Genomic DNA, 18021 nt, shown 5'->3' with positions numbered 1-18021 from the left:
GCGCTTGCCCAGCATAAAACAAGGAACTCCGCCGATGAGCGCCAGCATCACCGCCACTTTGCGTCACGATTGGTCTTTGGCCGAGGTCAAGGCTCTGTTCGTCCAGCCGTTCAATGACCTGCTGTTCCAGGCCCAGACCGTGCACCGCGCGCACTTCGACGCCAATCGCGTGCAAGTGTCGACCCTGCTGTCGATCAAGACCGGCGCCTGCCCGGAAGACTGCAAGTACTGCCCACAGTCCGGCCACTACAACACCGGGCTGGAAAAAGAAAAGCTGATGGAAGTGCAGAAGGTGCTGGAAGAGGCCGCGCGGGCCAAGGCCATCGGTTCGACCCGTTTCTGCATGGGCGCGGCGTGGAAACACCCGTCGGCCAAGGACATGCCGTACGTGCTGCAGATGGTCAAAGGGGTCAAGGCCATGGGCCTGGAAACCTGCATGACCCTGGGCAAGCTCGACCAGGACCAGACCGCTGCCCTGGCTGACGCCGGCCTCGACTACTACAACCATAACCTCGACACCTCGCCGGAGTTCTACAGCAGTATCATCACCACTCGCACCTACGGCGAGCGCCTGCAGACCCTGGCCTATGTTCGCGATGCCGGGATGAAGATCTGCTCCGGCGGTATCCTCGGCATGGGTGAGTCCCTCGACGACCGCGCCGGGCTGCTGATCCAGCTGGCGAACCTGCCGGAACACCCGGAGTCGGTGCCGATCAACATGCTGGTGAAGGTTGCCGGTACGCCGCTGGAAAACGCCGATGACGTCGATCCGTTCGATTTCATCCGCATGCTCGCGGTGGCGCGGATTCTCATGCCGCAATCCCACGTTCGCCTGTCGGCGGGCCGTGAGGCGATGAACGATCAGATGCAGGCCCTGGCGTTCTTTGCCGGCGCGAACTCGATCTTCTACGGCGATAAATTGCTGACCACCGCCAACCCGCAGGCCGACAAGGACATGCAGTTGTTCTCGCGCCTGGGCATCCTCCCCGAAGCCCGTGAAGAGCACGCTGACGAAGTGCACCAGGCGGCCATCGAGCAGGCGCTGGTGGAGCAGAAGAGCAGCGAGCAGTTCTATAACGCCGCTGTTTGATCCATACCGTCCTTCCTGCGGGAACAGGGGGTTTGCAGGAATCGGGCTTGCCGGGACGCCGTGAAGGCGTCCTTGGGATCGCTAAAAGCTTCGCGGGCAAGCCCTGCTCCTACAAGGTTATGCCGTGTTCTTCGGATCGCATTTGCGAGGCTCCAATGTCCTTCGATCTCAGCGCCCGGCTGTCCGCCCGGCGCGCCGAAAACCTCTATCGCCAGCGTCCGCTGCTGGAGAGTCCGCAAGGTCCGCAGGTGGTGGTCGATGGCCAGCCGCTGCTGGCCTTCTGTAATAACGACTACCTGGGCCTGGCCAATCATCCGCAGGTTATCGAAGCCTGGCAGGCCGGCGCGGCGCGCTGGGGTGTCGGCGGCGGTGCTTCGCATCTGGTGATTGGTCATAGCGGGCCGCATCACGCGCTGGAAGAGGCTCTGGCCGATCTCACCGGGCGCCCGCGGGCGCTGCTGTTCACCACCGGTTATATGGCCAACCTCGGTGCGGTCACGGCCTTGGTCGGGCAGGGTGACACGGTGCTGGAGGACCGTCTCAACCATGCGTCGCTGCTGGATGCCGGCTTGCTCTCGGGCGCGCGCTTCAATCGTTATCTGCACAACGACGCCGCCAGTCTCGCCAAGCGCCTGGAAAAGGCCACCGGTAATACCCTGGTGGTCACCGACGGGGTCTTCAGCATGGACGGCGACCTGGCCGACTTGCCGGCCCTGGCCCGCGAAGCCCGGGCCAAGGGCGCCTGGCTGATGGTCGATGATGCCCATGGCTTCGGCCCGCTGGGGGCCAACGGTGGCGGGATCGTCGAGCACTTCGGTCTGAGCCAGGAGGACGTGCCGGTACTGGTCGGCACCCTGGGCAAGGCCTTCGGCACGGCGGGGGCCTTTGTCGCCGGCAGTGAAGAGTTGATCGAAAGCCTGATCCAGTTCGCCCGGCCCTATATCTACACCACCAGCCAACCGCCGGCCTTGGCCTGCGCGACGTTGAAAAGCCTGGAACTGTTGCGCACCGAGCACTGGCGGCGCGAGCACCTGAATGCGTTGATTCGCCAGTTCCGTCAGGGTGCCGAACAGATCGGCCTGACCCTGATGGACAGCTTCACGCCGATCCAGCCGATCCTGATCGGTGACAGCGGCCGGGCGTTGCGCTTCTCGCAGTTGCTGCGTGAGCGCGGGCTGATGGTGACGGCGATTCGTCCACCGACCGTTCCGGCGGGCAGTGCCCGGCTGCGGGTGACCTTGTCCGCGGCCCACAGCGAGGCGCAGGTGCAGCTATTGTTAGAGAGGCTGGCCGAGTGTTTCAGCCTGTTGGGCCCCTTTGATCCAGTGGAGCCAAACCATGCGTGATCGTCTGATCCTGTTGCCCGGTTGGGGCCTCGGCATCTCGCCGCTGGAGCCCCTGGCGGCGGCCTTGCGCGGGCTGGATGAACACCTGCGGGTGGAAATCGAACCCTTGCCGGAACTGGCCAGCGGTGACCCCGAAGAGTGGCTCGACGAACTGGACGCCACCCTGCCGGACAATGCCTGGCTGGGCGGCTGGTCCCTGGGCGGTATGCTCGCCTCGGCGCTGGCGGCGCGGCGTGGTGAGCGCTGCTGTGGTCTGCTGACCCTGGCGAGCAACCCGTGTTTTGTGGTGAGTGACGGCTGGTCCGGGGCGATGGCCAACGACACCTTCGACCTGTTCCTGGCCGGCTGCCGCGCCGATCCGCAAACGACCCTCAAGCGTTTCAGCCTGCTCTGTGCCCAGGGTTCGGCGGACCCGCGCGGCCAGGCGCGACTGCTCCTGGCCGGTGCGCCGCAGACTACCCCCGAGACCCTGTTGAACGGGCTGGAGGTGCTGGCACAACTGGATACCCGCCAGGCCCTGCAGGCTTTTCGCGGTCCGCAATTGCACTTGTTCGCCGGCCAGGATGGCCTGGTGCCGGCCGAGGCCGCCAGTGATTTGCTGGCGCTGCTGCCGGATGTCGAAATCGGCCTGATCGAACAGGCCGGCCACGCCTTTCTACTGGATGACCCCCATGGAGTGGCCGGGGCGATCCAGGCCTTTTTGCATGAGTCCGGTGATGACTGATCTTTCCCACCCTGTCTTGTCGGGCGGCTTGCCCGACAAGCGTCAGGTTGCTGCCTCGTTTTCCCGCGCGGCGGCCAGCTATGACAGCGTCGCCCAATTGCAGCGCGATATCGGTCATGAATTGCTCGCACGCTTGCCGGAGGAGTTGAGCCCGTCCCGTTGGCTCGATATGGGCTGCGGTACCGGCTACTTCAGCCGGGCCTTGGCCGTTCGTTTCGAGCAGAGCGAAGGCGTGGCACTGGATATTGCCCAGGGCATGCTGGAGCACGCGCGTCCGCTCGGCGGTGCCCGGCACTTTGTCGCCGGGGATGCCGAGCGCCTGCCATTGCAGGCCGGCAGTTGCGATCTGCTGTTCTCCAGTCTGGCCGTGCAGTGGTGTGCCGATTTTGCCGCGGTACTCGGCGAGGCCCACCGGGTACTGCGACCGGGCGGCGTGATGGCCTTTGCCAGTCTGTGCGTTGGTACCCTGCACGAGTTGCGGGAAAGCTGGCGGGCGGTGGATGGCCTGGTGCACGTCAACCGCTTCCGGTTGTTCAGCGACTATCAGCAGTTGTGCCGGGACAGCGGTTTGTGCGTGGTCAGCCTGGAAAGCCGGCCGCAGGTGCTGCACTACCCCGATGTGCGCAGGCTGACCCATGAACTCAAGGCGCTGGGCGCGCATAACCTCAATCCTGGCCGGCCGGGCGGTTTGACCGGGCGGGCGCGGATTCTCGGGTTGGTGCAGGCCTATGAAGCGTTTCGCCAGGCCGAGGGTTTGCCGGCGACCTATCAGGTGGTCTATGCCATTCTGGAGAAGCCATTATGAATGCTGCCTATTTCATTACCGGCACCGACACCGACGTGGGCAAGACCACGATTGCCGCCGGGTTGTTGCACGCGGCCCGTCAGGCCGGCCTGAGCACCGCGGCGGGTAAGCCGGTGGCGTCCGGCTGTGAGGTGACGCCCGAAGGGCTGCGCAACGCCGATGCCCTGGCGTTGCTGGCCGAATGTTCGCTGCCGCTGGCCTATGCCGAGGTTAATCCAGTGGCCTTCGAGCCGGCGATTGCCCCGCATCTAGCGGCGCGCGAGGCGGGGGTGAAGTTGACCGTGCAGTCCTTGCTGGGACCGATGCAGCGGATATTGGCCAAGCAGGCCGACTTCACCCTGATCGAAGGCGCCGGGGGCTGGCGGGTGCCCTTGGCGGATCAGGCCAGCCTGTCGGATCTGGCCCAGGCGCTGGCCTTACCTGTGATCCTGGTGGTGGGGGTGCGCCTGGGGTGCATCAGCCATGCCCTGCTGACCGCCGAAGCCATCGAGCGAGATGGTCTGCAACTGGCCGGCTGGGTCGCCAATATCATCGAACCTAAGACTTCGCGCCTGGAAGAGAACCTCGCGACCCTGGCCGAACGCCTGCCGGCACCTTGCCTGGGGCGGGTGCCGAGGCTCAAGGCGGCGAGCGCCGAAGCGGTCGCGCAGTACCTGCAGTTGGATCTGCTGGACTAGGCGCCGGGCTGCGGCGTTCGCGGGTTGGTTGAGGCTTTCCTAAGATTCTGCCTATCAACAGGCAATCTGCCATTATTGTTTTTGACGGGTGTTTCTTTGACAGGTCTGCTTAAATGCAGGCTGTCGATCCCGTTTTCAGTCGAGTCTGCCCATGGAAATCTCAGGAAATACCGCTGTTTATGCCGGTCTGAGCACTATTCGGTCCGGGCAGAACCGCGTTGACCAGTCGGCCAGTCAAGTCGCCGATACCATAGACGGACGCTCGCTGAAGAGCCAATCGTCCGATACCCAGGTCAACCGGCTGCTGTCGGTGGACCGCAGCCAGCAAGATCTGTCGAGCACCATGGTGGACATGACCCAGGGCAAGCTTCAGGTCGAAGCGGGTGCCAAGGTGGCCAAGGCCGCGGATCAGGCCCTCGGTACGTTGATCGATACCTACGCTTGATAGCTTCACCTCTCCATCAGAATTGAAACGCGATCCTGTGTAGGCGCTGGCTTGCCAGAGATGGCGGCCGATAAGTTGATGCAAGACTTACTGGCCTCATCGCCGGCAAGCCGGCTCCTACAGGGTTTTGCTGCGTTTTTAAATGTTCGGTTTTAGTCGCTCCCTCGCATAACCCATTCTCCCCCTCGACTATTCTCTAATGACGTGTCCCCTGGCTGCCCTCAAGGCTGCCGGCCTTTTCCTGCGCCTCCTTCATCCATGTATGACGAATGGACTATGAACGACACTTGACAAGAATTGAGCGCAAACGTATGTTTCAAACAACCGTTTGACCGGCGTGGCAAATCGACGCGGTCGCTCATTCCAGGATTCATCAGCAGAGGTTTATCGCTATGCCTGACTACAAGGCCCCCTTGCGTGATATTCGCTTCGTCCGTGACGAGCTGCTCGGTTACGAAGCGCACTATCAGAGCCTGCCGGCATGCCAGGACGCTACCCCGGACATGGTTGACGCCATCCTCGAGGAAGGCGCCAAGTTTTGTGAGCAGGTACTGGCCCCGTTGAACCGGGTCGGCGACACCGAAGGTTGCACCTGGAGCGAGTCCGGCGTTAAGACGCCCACCGGTTTCAAGGAAGCCTACAAGCAGTTCGTCGAAGGCGGCTGGCCAAGCCTGGCCCACGACGTCGAACACGGCGGCCAGGGCCTGCCGGAGTCCCTGGGCCTGGCGGTCAGCGAAATGGTCGGCGAAGCCAACTGGTCGTGGGGCATGTACCCGGGCCTGTCCCATGGCGCGATGAACACCATTTCCGAACACGGTACCCCCGAGCAGCAAGAGGCCTACCTGACCAAGCTGGTCTCCGGCGAGTGGACCGGCACCATGTGCCTGACCGAACCGCACTGCGGGACCGACCTGGGCATGCTGCGGACCAAGGCCGAGCCTCAGGCCGACGGTTCCTACAAGGTCAGCGGCACCAAGATCTTCATCTCGGCCGGTGAGCACGACATGGCCGACAACATCGTCCATATCGTCCTGGCCCGCCTGCCGGATGCACCGGCCGGCACCAAGGGTATTTCGCTGTTCATCGTGCCCAAGTTCCTGCCGAACACCGACGGTAGCGTCGGTGAGCGCAATGCCGTTTCCTGCGGTTCCCTCGAACACAAGATGGGCATCCACGGCAACGCCACCTGCGTGATGAACTTCGACGCGGCCACCGGTTTCCTGATCGGCCCGCCGAACAAGGGCCTGAACTGCATGTTCACCTTCATGAACACCGCTCGCCTGGGGACCGCGCTGCAAGGCCTGGCCCACGCCGAGATCGGTTTCCAGGGTGGCCTGAAATATGCGCGCGAGCGTCTGCAGATGCGTTCCCTGACGGGCCCGAAAGCGCCGGACAAGGCCGCCGACCCGATCATCGTGCACCCTGACGTGCGTCGCATGCTGCTGACCATGAAGGCCTTCGCCGAAGGTAACCGGGCAATGGTCTACTTCACTGCCAAGCAGGTCGATATCGTCAAGTACGGCCAGGATGAAGAAGAGAAGAAGAAAGCCGACGCACTGCTGGCCTTCATGACTCCGATCGCCAAGGCGTTCATGACCGAAGTCGGCTTCGAAGCGGCCAACCATGGCGTGCAGATCTACGGCGGCCACGGCTTTATCGCCGAGTGGGGCATGGAGCAGAACGTTCGCGACAGCCGCATTTCGATGTTGTACGAAGGCACCACCGGTATCCAGGCCCTCGACCTGCTGGGCCGCAAGGTGCTGATGACCCAAGGCGAAGCGCTGAAGGGCTTCACCAAGATCGTCCACAAGTTCTGCCAGGCCAATGAAGGCAACGAAGCGGTCAGCGAGTTCGTCGCTCCGTTGGCGGCCATCAACAAGGAATGGGGCGAGCTGACGATGAAAGTCGGCATGGCCGCGATGAAGGACCGTGAAGAAGTCGGTGCCGCTTCGGTGGACTACCTGATGTACTCCGGTTATGCCTGCCTGGCTTACTTCTGGGCCGACATGGCGCGCCTGGCTGCCGAGAAACTGGCGGCCGGTACCAGCGAGGAAGGCTTCTACACCGCCAAGCTGCAGACCGCGCGTTTCTACTTCCAGCGCATCCTGCCGCGTACCCGCACTCACGTGGCAACCATGCTGTCGGGCGCGAACAACCTGATGGACATGAAAGAAGAGAACTTCAGCCTGGGCTACTAAGCCTCACTGAGCCTTCTGCAAAAGCCGCTTCGCCTTCGGGGGAAGCGGCTTTTTTGCGTGTGGCCCTTGGCGACGGGCGGAGAAAAAATTCCTGACTAAATCGCTAAGAAGAATCGCCGCGCTGCCGTTAAAGAGATGGCATTTGTGACTGATGTCACATTGCCGTACCTTAGGTTTTACAATACAGGCACAATGCCATTTATTGCGTTGCCGGTCGGAGCTTTACCCTTGCCGCGTTCTTCCACTGTCCATGCTGGTCATTTTTTACCCTCCCTCCTGTTGTTGCTTGCGGGGCTCGCGGCTGCCTACGTCAAGGAACTCAACGTCTTCTTCACCTCGCTGTTCAATGTGCTGCCGACTCTGGTGCTGTTGCTGGGCGGGTCCTACTGCGCGGTGTACCGACGTCAGCGCGAACTGTTCCTGATGGTGACGGTGTATATCGCCTATTTCCTGCTCTCCACCCAGACCGATTATTACCGCGATCACGGCAAGGTCCGCGAGGACGCCGCGGTGGTCTTCCACCTCTGTTGCCTGCTGCTGCCCCTGCTGTTTGGCGTTTACGCCGCCTGGGAGGAGCGCACGCACCTGTTCCAGGACATGGTCGCGCGGTTCGCCGTGCTGCTGGCGGTGGGCAGTGTGGCATTGGGCCTGGAGCAGAGTTATCCGCAGACCTTGCTCGACTGGCTGGCGGAAATCCGTTGGCCGGCGCTGCACGGGGACTGGATGAGCCTGATCCAGCTGTCCTATCCGGTGTTCTTCGCGTCCTTCCTGTTGCTCACGGTCCAGTACTGGCGCCACCCGCGACCGCTGCACGCGGCGCAACTGACCGGGCTGCTGGGGTTGTTCTGGATGTTGCCCAAGACCTTCATCCTGCCGTTCACCCTGAATATCATGTGCAGCCAGGTGATGTTGATGATTGCCGCGGCGGTGGCCCATGAGGCTTATCAGATGGCCTTCCGCGACGAGCTCACCGGCCTGCCGGGACGCCGCGCGCTGAACGAACGCATGCAGCGCCTGGGGCGCAACTATGTGCTGGCGATGACCGACGTCGACCACTTCAAGAAATTCAACGACACCCACGGTCACGACGTCGGCGACCAGGTGTTGCGCCTGGTGGCGAGCAAGCTGGCGAAGGTCAGCGGTGGCGGTCGTGCCTATCGCTATGGCGGTGAAGAGTTCGCGGTGGTGTTTGCCGGCAAGACGCTGGAAGAGTGCATGCCGCACCTGGAGGTCATTCGCGAAGTGATCGCCAACTACCATATCCAGTTGCGCAACCAGGACAATCGTCCCCAGGACGACCAGCAAGGTCGTCAACGCCGGGCCGGCAGTGGGGCGACCAGTGTCTCGGTGACTGTGAGTATCGGGGTCGCCGAGCGTCAGCCGGAGCAGCGCACCCCGGAAGAAGTGCTCAAGTCCGCCGACCAGGCGCTCTATGCCGCCAAGGGGGCGGGGCGTAACTGCGTGGTCGCGGCAGGACAGACCCGGCGTGGCGCGGTTCGCACGGGAGAAGCTGTCGGCTGAGTGATGGTGGAGCATTCAGCGGTTGGACGGTGATTGTCCGGGGCCGGGCAGGGCAGTAGGTTGAGGTATCTGCTGCCGGAGAAATGACCATGCCTGAGTACAAAGCCCCGCTACGGGATATGCGCTTTCTGATCGACCACGTTTTCGATTTCCACGCCCACTACCTCGCCCTCGGCGCCAACGATGCCAGCCCCGATATGGTCGGCGCGATCCTCGAAGAGGGCGCGAAGTTCTGCGAGCAGGTGCTGTCGCCGTTGAACCGCTCCGGCGATGAAGAAGGCTGCCATTTCGACAACGGCGTGGTGACCACGCCCAAGGGCTTCAAGCAGGCCTTTGCCCAGTATGTCGAAGGCGGCTGGCATGGCCTGGCGGCGGACCCGGCCTATGGCGGGCAAGGCCTGCCGCTGTCCCTGGGGCTGGTGATCAGCGAGATGATCGGCTCCAGCAATACTTCCTGGGGCATGTACCCGGGCCTGACCCACGGCGCCATGTCGGCGATCCATGCCCACGGCACCGAGGAACAGAAAAACACCTACCTGAGCAAACTGACCGAGGGTCGCTGGACCGGCACCATGTGTCTGACCGAGGCCCATTGCGGCACTGACCTGGGGCTTATCAAGACCCGCGCCGTGCCCCAGGCCGACGGCAGTTATGCCATCAGCGGCAGCAAGATCTTCATCTCCGCCGGCGAGCACGATATGAGCGAGAACATCGTGCATCTGGTGCTGGCCAAGCTGCCGGACGCGCCGGCGGGGACCAAGGGCATTTCCCTGTTTATCGTGCCCAAGTTCCTGGTCAATGCCGCCGGTGATGCGGGCGAGCGCAATGGTGTGCAATGCGGCTCCATCGAGCACAAGATGGGGATCAAGGCTTCCGCGACCTGCGTGCTGAACTTCGATGATGCCAAGGGCTATCTGATCGGCGAGGCCAACAAGGGCCTGAACTGCATGTTCACCATGATGAACCATGCCCGGCTCGGCACCGGGATGCAGGGCCTGTGCCTGGGCGAGAGCAGTTTCCAGGGCGCGGTCCGGTACGCCAACGATCGACTGCAGATGCGTTCGCTCACCGGTCCCAAGGCGCCGGACAAGGTGGCCGATCCGATCATCGTCCATCCCGATGTGCGGCGCATGCTGCTGACCATGAAGGCTTTCAACGAAGGCAACCGGGCGCTGACCTACTTCACCGCACAGTGGCTGGATGTTGCCCATCTGGGTAGCGATGCGACTCAGCGCCAGGAGGCCGAGGACCTGCTGGCCTTCCTGACCCCGATCTGCAAGGCCTTTATGACCGAGACCGGTCTTGAGGTGACCAACCATGGGATGCAGGTGTTTGGTGGCCACGGCTTTATTCGTGAGTGGGGCATGGAGCAGTTGGTTCGTGATTGTCGGATTGCGCCGATCTATGAGGGTACCAACGGGATTCAGGCGCTGGATCTGCTGGGGCGCAAGGTGCTTGGCAGCCAGGGTAAGTTGCTGCGCGGCTTTACCAGGATCGTGCACCGGTTCTGTCTGGCGAATGCCGGGCATCCGCAGCTCAAGGGGTATGTGGCGCAGCTGGGGGAGTTGAACCAGCAGTGGGGTGAGCTGACGACTCAGGTCGGGATGGCGGCGATGAAGAACCCGGATGAAGTGGGGGCGGCGGCGTTGGATTATCTGATGTACAGCGGCTACATCATTCTTGCTTACCTCTGGCTGCGCATGGCGCTGGTGGCCCAGGCCCAGTTGGATGAGGGGAGCGGCGATGCCGAGTATTGCCAGGGCAAGCTGGCGACTTGCGAGTTCTACTTCAAGCGGCTGTTGCCGCGCACGACCGCACATCGGGCGGCGGTGGAGGCGGGGAGTGAGTGTTTGATGCGTTTGCCGGCGGAGTTGTTTGCGTTGTAGCTGCTTTCGAGTGGGCCCGAAGGAGTGTGGGTGCTCTTGAGGGCCTCTTCGCGGGCAAGCCCTGCTCCTACAGTTTTGTGTTGCGCGCAGATATGGTGCCCACCGAAATACAGGTTTTGTGCCGGGCGCAGATATTGTGGTCGCCGAAATACAGGTTTTGTGCCGGACGTAGATATCGTGCCCACCGAAAAACTGTAGGAGCAGGGCTTGCCCGCGAAGGCGTCAGAACAGACACCTCATGCCTCGGATATGCACGTGACTAAAAATAACAAAAAAGTCACACATAGACCCTATGTGTCGTAAAAGTTGTTAGGGTAAACTCGAACCATAGAAAATCGGCCCCATCCGGGGCCCGTCGTTTAGATCCTGCGAGGTTTGCCATGGCTGACTACAAAGCGCCCCTGCGCGATATGCGCTTCGTCCTCAATGAAGTGTTCGAGGTCGCGAAACTCTGGGCTCAACTACCTGCCCTGGCCGAGACCGTCGACGCCGAAACCGTCGAAGCGATTCTCGAAGAGGCCGGCAAGGTCACCGCCAAGAGCATCGCGCCCCTGAGCCGTGGCGGCGATGAGGAAGGTTGCCGCTGGGACAACGGCGCGGTGTTCACGCCCGCCGGTTTCCCCCAGGCCTATCAGACCTACGCCGAAGGCGGTTGGGTCGGCGTCGGCGGTGATCCGGCCTTCGGTGGCATGGGCATGCCCAAGGCGGTGTCGGCCCAGGTCGAAGAAATGATCAACTCCTCCAGCCTCGCCTTCGGCCTGTACCCGATGCTGACGGCCGGTGCCTGTGTCTCGATCAACACCCACGCCAGCGAAGAGCTGAAAGCCACTTATCTGCCGAACATGTATTCGGGTGTCTGGGCCGGCTCCATGTGCCTGACCGAACCCCATGCCGGCACTGACCTGGGGATTATCCGCACCAAGGCCGAGCCCCAGGCGGACGGTTCCTACAAGGTGACCGGCACCAAGATCTTTATCACCGGCGGCGAACACGACCTGACCGAGAACATCATTCACCTGGTGCTGGCCAAGCTGCCGGACGCCCCGGCCGGTCCCAAGGGCATCTCGCTGTTCCTGGTACCGAAGTTCATGGTCAATGCCGACGGCAGCCTCGGCGCCCGCAACCCGGTGAGCTGTGGTTCCATCGAACACAAGATGGGTATCCAGGCGTCCGCGACCTGCGTGATGAACTTCGACGAAGCCGTGGGTTACCTGATCGGCGAGCCGAACAAGGGCCTCGCGGCGATGTTCACCATGATGAACTACGAGCGCCTGGGGGTGGGCATCCAGGGTCTGGCATCGGGCGAGCGCTCGTACCAGAACGCGGTCGAGTACGCCCGTGATCGCCTGCAAAGCCGTTCGCCGACCGGGCCAAAGGCCAAGGACAAGGTGGCCGATCCGATCATCGTGCACCCCGATGTACGGCGCATGCTGTTGACCATGAAAGCCTCGAACGAAGGTGGCCGGGCATTTTCCACCTATGTGGCGATGCAGTTGGACACCGCCAAATTCAGTGAAGACGCCACCACCCGCGAACGCGCGGATGGCCTGGTGGCCTTGCTGACTCCTGTGGCCAAGGCCTTCCTCACCGACCTCGGCCTGGAAACCACTGTGCACGGCCAGCAGGTGTTCGGCGGCCACGGCTATATCCGCGAGTGGGGACAGGAGCAGTTGGTGCGCGATGTGCGCATCACCCAGATCTACGAAGGCACCAACGGCATCCAGGCCCTGGACCTGGTGGGGCGCAAGATCGTCGGCAACGGCGGCGCCTATTACAAGTTGTTCGCCGAAGAGATTCGCCATTTCATCCAGACCGCCGACGCCGGGCTGGCCGAGTTCACCCAGCCGCTGGGCGCCGCGCTGGATAACCTCGATGACCTGACCGCCTGGGTCCTGGAGCGCGCCAAGACCAATCCAGACGAGATCGGTGCGGCATCTGTCGAATACCTGCAAGCCTTCGGTTACACCACCTATGCCTACATGTGGGCACTGATGGCCAAGGCGGCGTTGGGCAAGGAGAGTCAGGAGACGTTCTACGCGAGCAAAATGGGCACCGCGCGGTTCTATTTCGCACGTCTGTTGCCGCGTATTCACTCGCTGACAGCCTCGGTGAAAGCCGGGAGCGAGTCGTTGTTCCTACTGGATGCCGAGCAATTTTGATTCTTCGGATGCTATGTAAGCATTTACTTACATAACGCGCTGCTTTTTGCCCCTATCGCCAAATTGGATCCAGCGATAATCTTTGCAACAAGGACGTCGAGCAGGAAGCTCAAAAGCAACAACAGGGACACGTAGGATTCTGCCAGGACGGCGGAGTGAAAGGGATGTCAGGGAAACAGTCTGCAAAACCCCGCTTAGGCGGGGTTTTCTTTTGCCCGCGAAAAAGTAGCGGTCAGTTCAGCCCTTCTCGTACTGGCGGCGGATGCCCGCCCGGGCGGTTCGTCACCATCACGTCTTCGAGCAAGTTGCGCAACAACTCCAGTGTTGCCTGCTGGCGCTGCACATCGCGACATACCAGCCCGACTTTCAAGGCTACCCGCGGTTCGGTCAGCGGCTTCCACAGCAACAGGTCGTCGTCGTGTTCATGGCGCGAGCGGCCCGGCAGCACCGTTGCCAATCGTGTGTGTGGCAGGCTGTCGAGGATGCCGGCCATATTGTTCAGCTCGGCCTGGACCTGAGGGCGTCGCCCCAGATTGGCCAGTTGCCCCTGCCAGATCTGGCGGATCTGGAATTCCTCACCGAGCAGCAACATCGGCAGTTCGGCGGCCTGGCTCAAGGAGACCTTCTTGAATTCGCGCAGTGGATGATCGCTCGGGATCACCAGTTGCAGCTCATCTTCGTACAACAGCACCCCATGCAAGCCAGGTTGGCGCGGCGGCAGATAGCTGATGCCGATATCCAGCGAACCATTGAGCAGGCGTCGCTCGATCTCCATGCCGGTCAATTCGTAGATCTGCACCACCAGGTGCGGTTGGGCCTTGCGCACCCGTTCCAGCATCTGCGGTACCAGGCTGGTGTGCACGGTCTGCAGCACGCCGATGGCCAGGGTGCGCAGGGCCTGGCCCTGGAAGTTGCGCAGGTCGTCGCGGGCCCGTTGCAGACCATCGAGCAGCGGCAGTGCGTGGTTGTAGAGCGTATGGGCGGCGAGGGTCGGCAGCAGGCGCTTGCTGCTGCGTTCGAACAGGCCCACATCGAGGTTGTGTTCGAGCTGGCGGATCTGCTGCGACAGGGCCGGTTGCGAGATCGACAGGCGTTCGGCGGCCCGGCCGACATGGCCTTCTTCATACACCGCGACGAAATAACGCAGTTGCTTGAAATCCATAAGCTGTACTTATCGAAAATGCTCGAAAAACGAAATGGCCGCGAGTGCCGGGGAAGCCTAGTCTAACCCCAATCACAAGGCTTACAGGGCCATAGAACGCGATGAATACTGTTTGCGTGGACGGTGTTTACATAGGCAAGGCAAAAAATCTCGGACAGGGTTTGCTCGGCGATACGGATAAACACCGGGTTGCCAACCGGCTCTGGTTGTGGCCACAGGGCCTGGGCAGCGACGAGCACGGCGATCCGCGCTTCCATACCGGGCCCGAGCGGGCGCTGCATCACTATCCCGCCGAGCATTACGCCTACTGGCGGCAACGTTATCCACAGCTCGATTGGGCGGCACCGGCCTTTGGCGAGAACTTGTCGACGCGGGGCCTGACCGAGGAGCAGGTCTGCCTGGGCGATCTGTTTCGCTGGGGCGGTGCGTTGTTGCAGGTCAGCCAGCCGCGCTCGGCCTGTTATCGCCTGAGTCGTCTCGGAACCTTGCCGGACCTGCCGCAAGAGGCCCAGGACACAGGGCGCTGCGGTTGGTTCTACCGGGTGCTCAAGTCGGGCTTTGTCAGCGCCGACCAACCGTTCGAACTGATTCAGCGCAGCTATCCCGGCTTGACCGTGGCCTGGGCGCTGCAGGCCTTCTTCCAGGAGCCCTTGGAACAGGCGGGCTTGAAGATGCTGGTGGATTGTCCTGCGCTGTCTTCGCGCTGGCGCGACACGGCCATCAAGCGCCTGCGCAGCGGGCGAGTGGAAGACTGGTCGGCGCGGTTGCTCGGCCTGCCGCTGGAAGGTCTGCGCGCATGAACCTGTTCAGCTTACGTCGTACGCCGCCGAGTCTCGATGACCTGACGGCAGAGTACCGGCAAGTCTCCCGGCAAGACAGTGTCAGCCATGAATACCTGATGCCGGCTAATGCGCGTCTCGCTCCGGTGTTCGTTCGTGGCCAGGGCTCTTCGGTATGGGATACGCAGGGCCAGGCTTATCTGGATTTCAGCCAGGGTGGTGGGAGCAACAGTCTCGGTCACAGCCCCGGTGTTCTGGCCCGGGCTTTGTCCGACCAGGCCTTCGGGTTGATCAATGTCGGGGCAGGGTTTCATAACCAAGGGCAGTTGAATCTGGCCCAGCGACTGTGCGAGAGCACCAGCTGCGACCAGGTACATTTTTTCAATAGCGGCTCCGAAGCCTGCGACGGCGCGATCAAGCTGGCACGCAAGTGGGGGCAACTAAATCGCGGTGGCGCGTCTCGGATCATCTCGGTAAGCAACGCCTGTCACGGCAGTGGTTTCGGCGCCATGGCCGCGTCGGAGGCTTTTGACAATCGATTCGAGCCGCAACTGCCGGGCTTCAGCCAGGTGCCATTCAATGATTTGCCGGCCTTGCATGCCGCCGTGGATGCCAAGACCGTCGCGATCATGCTGGAACCGATCCAGAGTGCCGCCGGGGTGATTCCGGCGACCGGGCACTACCTCAAGGGGGTCGAACGGCTATGCCGTGAGTTGGGCATCCTGCTGATCCTGGATGAAGTGCAGACCGGCATGGGGCGCTGTGGCACCTTGCTGGTCGAACAGCAGTATGGCGTGACGGCGGACATCGTCACCCTGGGCAAGGGCCTGGGCGGCGGCGTGCCGCTGGCCGCCCTGTTGGCGCGGGGCAAGGCTTGCTGCTTCGCACCCGGCGAAATCGGTGGCAGTCACCATGGCAATGCGATGATGTGCAGTGCCGGGCTGGCGGTGCTGGAGACGCTGCTCGCGGGTGATTTTCTCACACGGGTCCGCGAAACCGGGCAGTACCTGCGTGATGGGCTGACGCGCCTGGCCCAACGTTATGCACAGGGAGAGTTGCGCGGTACGGGCCTGCTCTGGGGCCTGACCCTGGGGGATGATTCGGCGGATGCGCTGCTCAAGGCGGCGCTGCAGGAAGGGCTGCTGCTGGATGCGCCGAAAGCCGATTGCCTGCGTTTTTCACCGGCACTGAACGTCAGCAAGGGCGACATCGACGAGATGCTGTTGCGCCTGGCCCGCGCCTTTTCCCGAGTGCGGACCGCTCAGGTCCAGTGCCGCAAGGGCATTGCCGTCTGATATTGACTGGCGCCTTTTCCCCAACGAATTCAAGAACCGTCTCGCGGTATAACGCGTCGCCCTGTGCCTGACTCTTTTGGCACGGGGTGTTTTTTTGTGGGCGGCGTTCAGGGCGCACTGTTTACACAAGGACGCTCCTTCAGGAGTCCGACCAACGAGGTGTGTGACGGACTTGAATTTGTATACCACTGAGTGGTATGTTTTTTGGGGAAAGATTTCCATGCCATATAGATAGGTTTTTCAAAACTCGGCGCTTCAGCGTCGATGCGAGAAAGGCACGGATCACCGATGCAGCGCTAGTCGCGGCTATGAGGGAAGCCATTAGTGGTCAGGCGGACAATCTGGGCGGCGGTGTCTGGAAGAAGCGGCTCAACGAGAACCGTCATCGCTCCATTGTATTGGCGAGGGGGCGTTGTTACTGGGTCTTCCAGTTTCTGTTCGCCAAAAGCGATCAGAGCAATATCACGGCACAGGAGCTCAGTGCCTTCAAGGCGCTGGCCAAAGCCTATGAGGGACTCAGCGAAGAGCAGGTCCAACAGCTAGTGGAAATGAAAGAGTTTGTGGAGATAGGTCATGACCAAGACATTTAAAAGCGAGGCACTGGAATCGATTCATGAATCGGCCAGCGCGTTGCAGGCCATTGGGGCGATCAGCAAAGCGACCATGCGTGAGTTCGATGAGTCCTGCCTGGCGCAGGTCCCGGATGAAATCGCGCCGGAACAGATCAAGCAGCTGCGTGAGCGTAACCACGTCAGCCAGCCGGTTTTTGCCCGTTACCTGAACACCAGCGCCTCGACCGTGAAGCAGTGGGAGGCGGGCGACAAGCAACCCAGCGGCATGGCGCTCAAATTGTTGAGCATCGTGCAGAAATACGGCTTGCAGATATTGGCCTAACGTTCGCGGCGATTGCGTGAGCGGTCCTGGGCAAAGGTGCGCAGCCCACGGTGGGCGCTGGTTTGTCCGCGAATCAAACCGGCGCGATCGGCAGGTTCTGAGGGCGCTACGGGCGGCGGTCTTTGTGCTGGCTCCCCGGATTCGTTCGAGGACACCGGACCTTCGGAGTCGGGAGCGGTTGGCAGGGACATGGGCGTTTCCTTGGAAGAGGAACGCCCATTTTAGCGGATAACGCTCGCTCAGTCCTGGCTCAGGTCCGTATAGAGCTCCGGACGGCGGTCCAGCAGATAGCGGTTGCTGGCCCGTGAGGCCTGCATCAGCGAACGGTCCAGGGTGGCGACAATCAGGGTTTCATCCAGGCCGGCGCGGGCCAGGCGGCTGCCGTCCGGTGCGGCGATGCTGCTCTGGCCGCAGTACTGGATATCGCCCTCGTTCCCGCAGTAGTTGGCGTACGCCACAAAACACTGGTTCTCGAAGGCCCGGGCGCGGATGGTGACATCGGCGACGAAGTCGAACGGCACCATATTGGCGGTGGGCACCAGAATCACCTCGGCGCCGCTCAAGGCTAGGCGCCGGGTGTTTTCCGGGAACTCGACGTCGTAGCAGATCAACAGTCCGAGTTTCCAGCCGCCCAGTTCCACCACCGGGAAGTGGTCGGGCCCGGCGCTGAACATCGAATGATCCAGGTCGCCGTAGAGGTGGGTCTTGCGGTAGTTGCACAGGCTCTGACCCTGGGCGTCGATCAACTGCACCGCGTTATAGATCTGGCCGTCCTCGGCACGCTCCGGGTAGCCGTAGACAATGGCCATGTTCGCCGCCCGGGCGAGGGCGGCAATATGCTGTGCGCTGGTGCCATCGCTAGCTTCGGCCAGGGCACCTACCGCTTCGGCACCGATGTTGTAGCCGGTCAGGAACATTTCCGGGAGCACCAGCACATCCACGCCACGGGCCTCGACGGTCAGGCGCTGCAAGCGTTGCAGGTTGCCCGCGACATCCAGCGGTTGCGGCGGGCATTGATAGAGAGCGATCTGCACAGGCGC

The 18021-nt window shown here is 62.2% G+C and carries 17 protein-coding genes; 14 read left to right on the top strand and 3 right to left on the bottom strand.

Translation table 11 applies throughout. The features are described from left to right. Positions 1-34 precede the first annotated feature (34 nt). From bioB to M5C71_RS20035, 10 genes are all read left to right on the top strand, one after another. Positions 35-1090, top strand: coding sequence for a biotin synthase BioB (bioB, locus tag M5C71_RS20080; RefSeq protein ID WP_248768583.1), 1056 nt, complete (start codon positions 35-37; stop codon positions 1088-1090). Positions 1091-1245: 155 nt separating this feature from the next. Further along, a complete protein-coding gene (gene bioF / locus M5C71_RS20075; protein WP_248768582.1) occupies positions 1246-2436 on the top strand; it encodes an 8-amino-7-oxononanoate synthase in 1191 nt (396 codons plus the stop codon). Continuing rightward, positions 2429-3160 (top strand): alpha/beta fold hydrolase, encoded by a 732-nt coding sequence (locus tag M5C71_RS20070; RefSeq protein ID WP_152741074.1) that lies wholly within the window; start codon positions 2429-2431, stop codon positions 3158-3160. Before bioF ends, M5C71_RS20070 begins: the two co-directional genes overlap by 8 nt. Then, positions 3153-3965 (top strand): malonyl-ACP O-methyltransferase BioC, encoded by an 813-nt coding sequence (gene bioC / locus M5C71_RS20065; RefSeq protein WP_248768581.1) that lies wholly within the window; start codon positions 3153-3155, stop codon positions 3963-3965. Before M5C71_RS20070 ends, bioC begins: the two co-directional genes overlap by 8 nt. Then, positions 3962-4642, top strand: a complete 681-nt coding sequence (gene bioD, locus M5C71_RS20060; protein WP_152741072.1) for a dethiobiotin synthase — start codon at positions 3962-3964, stop codon at positions 4640-4642. The genes bioC and bioD overlap by 4 nt, the downstream gene beginning before the upstream one ends. 151 nt (positions 4643-4793) lie before the next feature. Beyond that, complete coding sequence (locus M5C71_RS20055; protein WP_103497074.1) at positions 4794-5087, top strand: pyrroloquinoline quinone biosynthesis protein PqqE; 294 nt, start codon at positions 4794-4796, stop codon at positions 5085-5087. A gap of 392 nt (positions 5088-5479) precedes the next feature. Next, positions 5480-7285 carry a phenylacyl-CoA dehydrogenase gene (locus M5C71_RS20050; protein ID WP_103497073.1) on the top strand — a complete coding sequence of 602 codons (1806 nt, stop codon included), beginning with the start codon at positions 5480-5482 and terminating at the stop codon, positions 7283-7285. Between the two features lie 228 nt (positions 7286-7513). Continuing rightward, entirely contained in the window at positions 7514-8806 is a 1293-nt protein-coding gene (locus M5C71_RS20045) for a GGDEF domain-containing protein (RefSeq protein ID WP_248746588.1), read from the top strand. A gap of 89 nt (positions 8807-8895) precedes the next feature. Beyond that, complete coding sequence (locus M5C71_RS20040) at positions 8896-10692, top strand: acyl-CoA dehydrogenase C-terminal domain-containing protein (protein WP_248768580.1); 1797 nt, start codon at positions 8896-8898, stop codon at positions 10690-10692. Positions 10693-11072: 380 nt separating this feature from the next. Next, entirely contained in the window at positions 11073-12851 is a 1779-nt protein-coding gene (locus M5C71_RS20035; protein WP_248768579.1) for an acyl-CoA dehydrogenase C-terminal domain-containing protein, read from the top strand. A gap of 232 nt (positions 12852-13083) precedes the next feature. Here the strand turns inward: M5C71_RS20035 and M5C71_RS20030 are convergent, their stop codons facing one another. Further along, complete coding sequence (locus tag M5C71_RS20030; RefSeq protein ID WP_103497069.1) at positions 13084-14013, bottom strand: LysR substrate-binding domain-containing protein; 930 nt, start codon at positions 14011-14013, stop codon at positions 13084-13086. A 101-nt stretch (positions 14014-14114) separates the two neighbouring features. On the opposite strand from M5C71_RS20030, the gene M5C71_RS20025 reads away from it, so the two are divergent. The 4 genes from M5C71_RS20025 to M5C71_RS20010 all read left to right on the top strand — a co-directional run bounded on the left by M5C71_RS20025 (position 14115) and on the right by M5C71_RS20010 (position 16981). After that, positions 14115-14813, top strand: a complete 699-nt coding sequence (locus M5C71_RS20025; RefSeq protein ID WP_248768578.1) for an MOSC domain-containing protein — start codon at positions 14115-14117, stop codon at positions 14811-14813. Then, complete coding sequence (locus M5C71_RS20020; RefSeq protein WP_248768577.1) at positions 14810-16087, top strand: aminotransferase class III-fold pyridoxal phosphate-dependent enzyme; 1278 nt, start codon at positions 14810-14812, stop codon at positions 16085-16087. Before M5C71_RS20025 ends, M5C71_RS20020 begins: the two co-directional genes overlap by 4 nt. A gap of 197 nt (positions 16088-16284) precedes the next feature. Further along, positions 16285-16677 (top strand): type II toxin-antitoxin system RelE/ParE family toxin, encoded by a 393-nt coding sequence (locus tag M5C71_RS20015; RefSeq protein ID WP_248768576.1) that lies wholly within the window; start codon positions 16285-16287, stop codon positions 16675-16677. Next, positions 16661-16981 (top strand): DNA-binding transcriptional regulator, encoded by a 321-nt coding sequence (locus tag M5C71_RS20010; protein ID WP_103497065.1) that lies wholly within the window; start codon positions 16661-16663, stop codon positions 16979-16981. The genes M5C71_RS20015 and M5C71_RS20010 overlap by 17 nt, the downstream gene beginning before the upstream one ends. Here the strand turns inward: M5C71_RS20010 and M5C71_RS20005 are convergent. Further along, positions 16978-17172, bottom strand: coding sequence for a hypothetical protein (locus M5C71_RS20005; RefSeq protein WP_248768629.1), 195 nt, complete (start codon positions 17170-17172; stop codon positions 16978-16980). The genes M5C71_RS20010 and M5C71_RS20005 overlap by 4 nt on opposite strands. Positions 17173-17220: 48 nt before the next feature. After that, a complete protein-coding gene (locus M5C71_RS20000; protein ID WP_248768575.1) occupies positions 17221-18015 on the bottom strand; it encodes a carbon-nitrogen hydrolase family protein in 795 nt (264 codons plus the stop codon). Positions 18016-18021: the final 6 nt, after the last annotated feature.

Source organism: Pseudomonas sp. MWU12-2345, assembly GCF_023242385.1.
In the GTDB taxonomy this organism is placed as follows: Bacteria; Pseudomonadota; Gammaproteobacteria; order Pseudomonadales; family Pseudomonadaceae; genus Aquipseudomonas; species Aquipseudomonas gingeri_D.
This window is presented reverse-complemented; position numbering and strand designations above follow the sequence as displayed.

Coding starts and splice junctions, on each gene's coding strand:
- bioB (WP_248768583.1), top strand. CDS start 35: ATGAGCGCCAGCATCACCGCCACTTTGCGTCACGATTGGTCTTTGGCC.
- bioF (WP_248768582.1), top strand. CDS start 1,246: ATGTCCTTCGATCTCAGCGCCCGGCTGTCCGCCCGGCGCGCCGAAAAC.
- M5C71_RS20070 (WP_152741074.1), top strand. CDS start 2,429: ATGCGTGATCGTCTGATCCTGTTGCCCGGTTGGGGCCTCGGCATCTCG.
- bioC (WP_248768581.1), top strand. CDS start 3,153: ATGACTGATCTTTCCCACCCTGTCTTGTCGGGCGGCTTGCCCGACAAG.
- bioD (WP_152741072.1), top strand. CDS start 3,962: ATGAATGCTGCCTATTTCATTACCGGCACCGACACCGACGTGGGCAAG.
- M5C71_RS20055 (WP_103497074.1), top strand. CDS start 4,794: ATGGAAATCTCAGGAAATACCGCTGTTTATGCCGGTCTGAGCACTATT.
- M5C71_RS20050 (WP_103497073.1), top strand. CDS start 5,480: ATGCCTGACTACAAGGCCCCCTTGCGTGATATTCGCTTCGTCCGTGAC.
- M5C71_RS20040 (WP_248768580.1), top strand. CDS start 8,896: ATGCCTGAGTACAAAGCCCCGCTACGGGATATGCGCTTTCTGATCGAC.
- M5C71_RS20035 (WP_248768579.1), top strand. CDS start 11,073: ATGGCTGACTACAAAGCGCCCCTGCGCGATATGCGCTTCGTCCTCAAT.
- M5C71_RS20030 (WP_103497069.1), bottom strand. CDS start 14,013: ATGGATTTCAAGCAACTGCGTTATTTCGTCGCGGTGTATGAAGAAGGC.
- M5C71_RS20025 (WP_248768578.1), top strand. CDS start 14,115: ATGAATACTGTTTGCGTGGACGGTGTTTACATAGGCAAGGCAAAAAAT.
- M5C71_RS20020 (WP_248768577.1), top strand. CDS start 14,810: ATGAACCTGTTCAGCTTACGTCGTACGCCGCCGAGTCTCGATGACCTG.
- M5C71_RS20015 (WP_248768576.1), top strand. CDS start 16,285: ATGTTTTTTGGGGAAAGATTTCCATGCCATATAGATAGGTTTTTCAAA.
- M5C71_RS20010 (WP_103497065.1), top strand. CDS start 16,661: ATGACCAAGACATTTAAAAGCGAGGCACTGGAATCGATTCATGAATCG.
- M5C71_RS20005 (WP_248768629.1), bottom strand. CDS start 17,172: ATGTCCCTGCCAACCGCTCCCGACTCCGAAGGTCCGGTGTCCTCGAAC.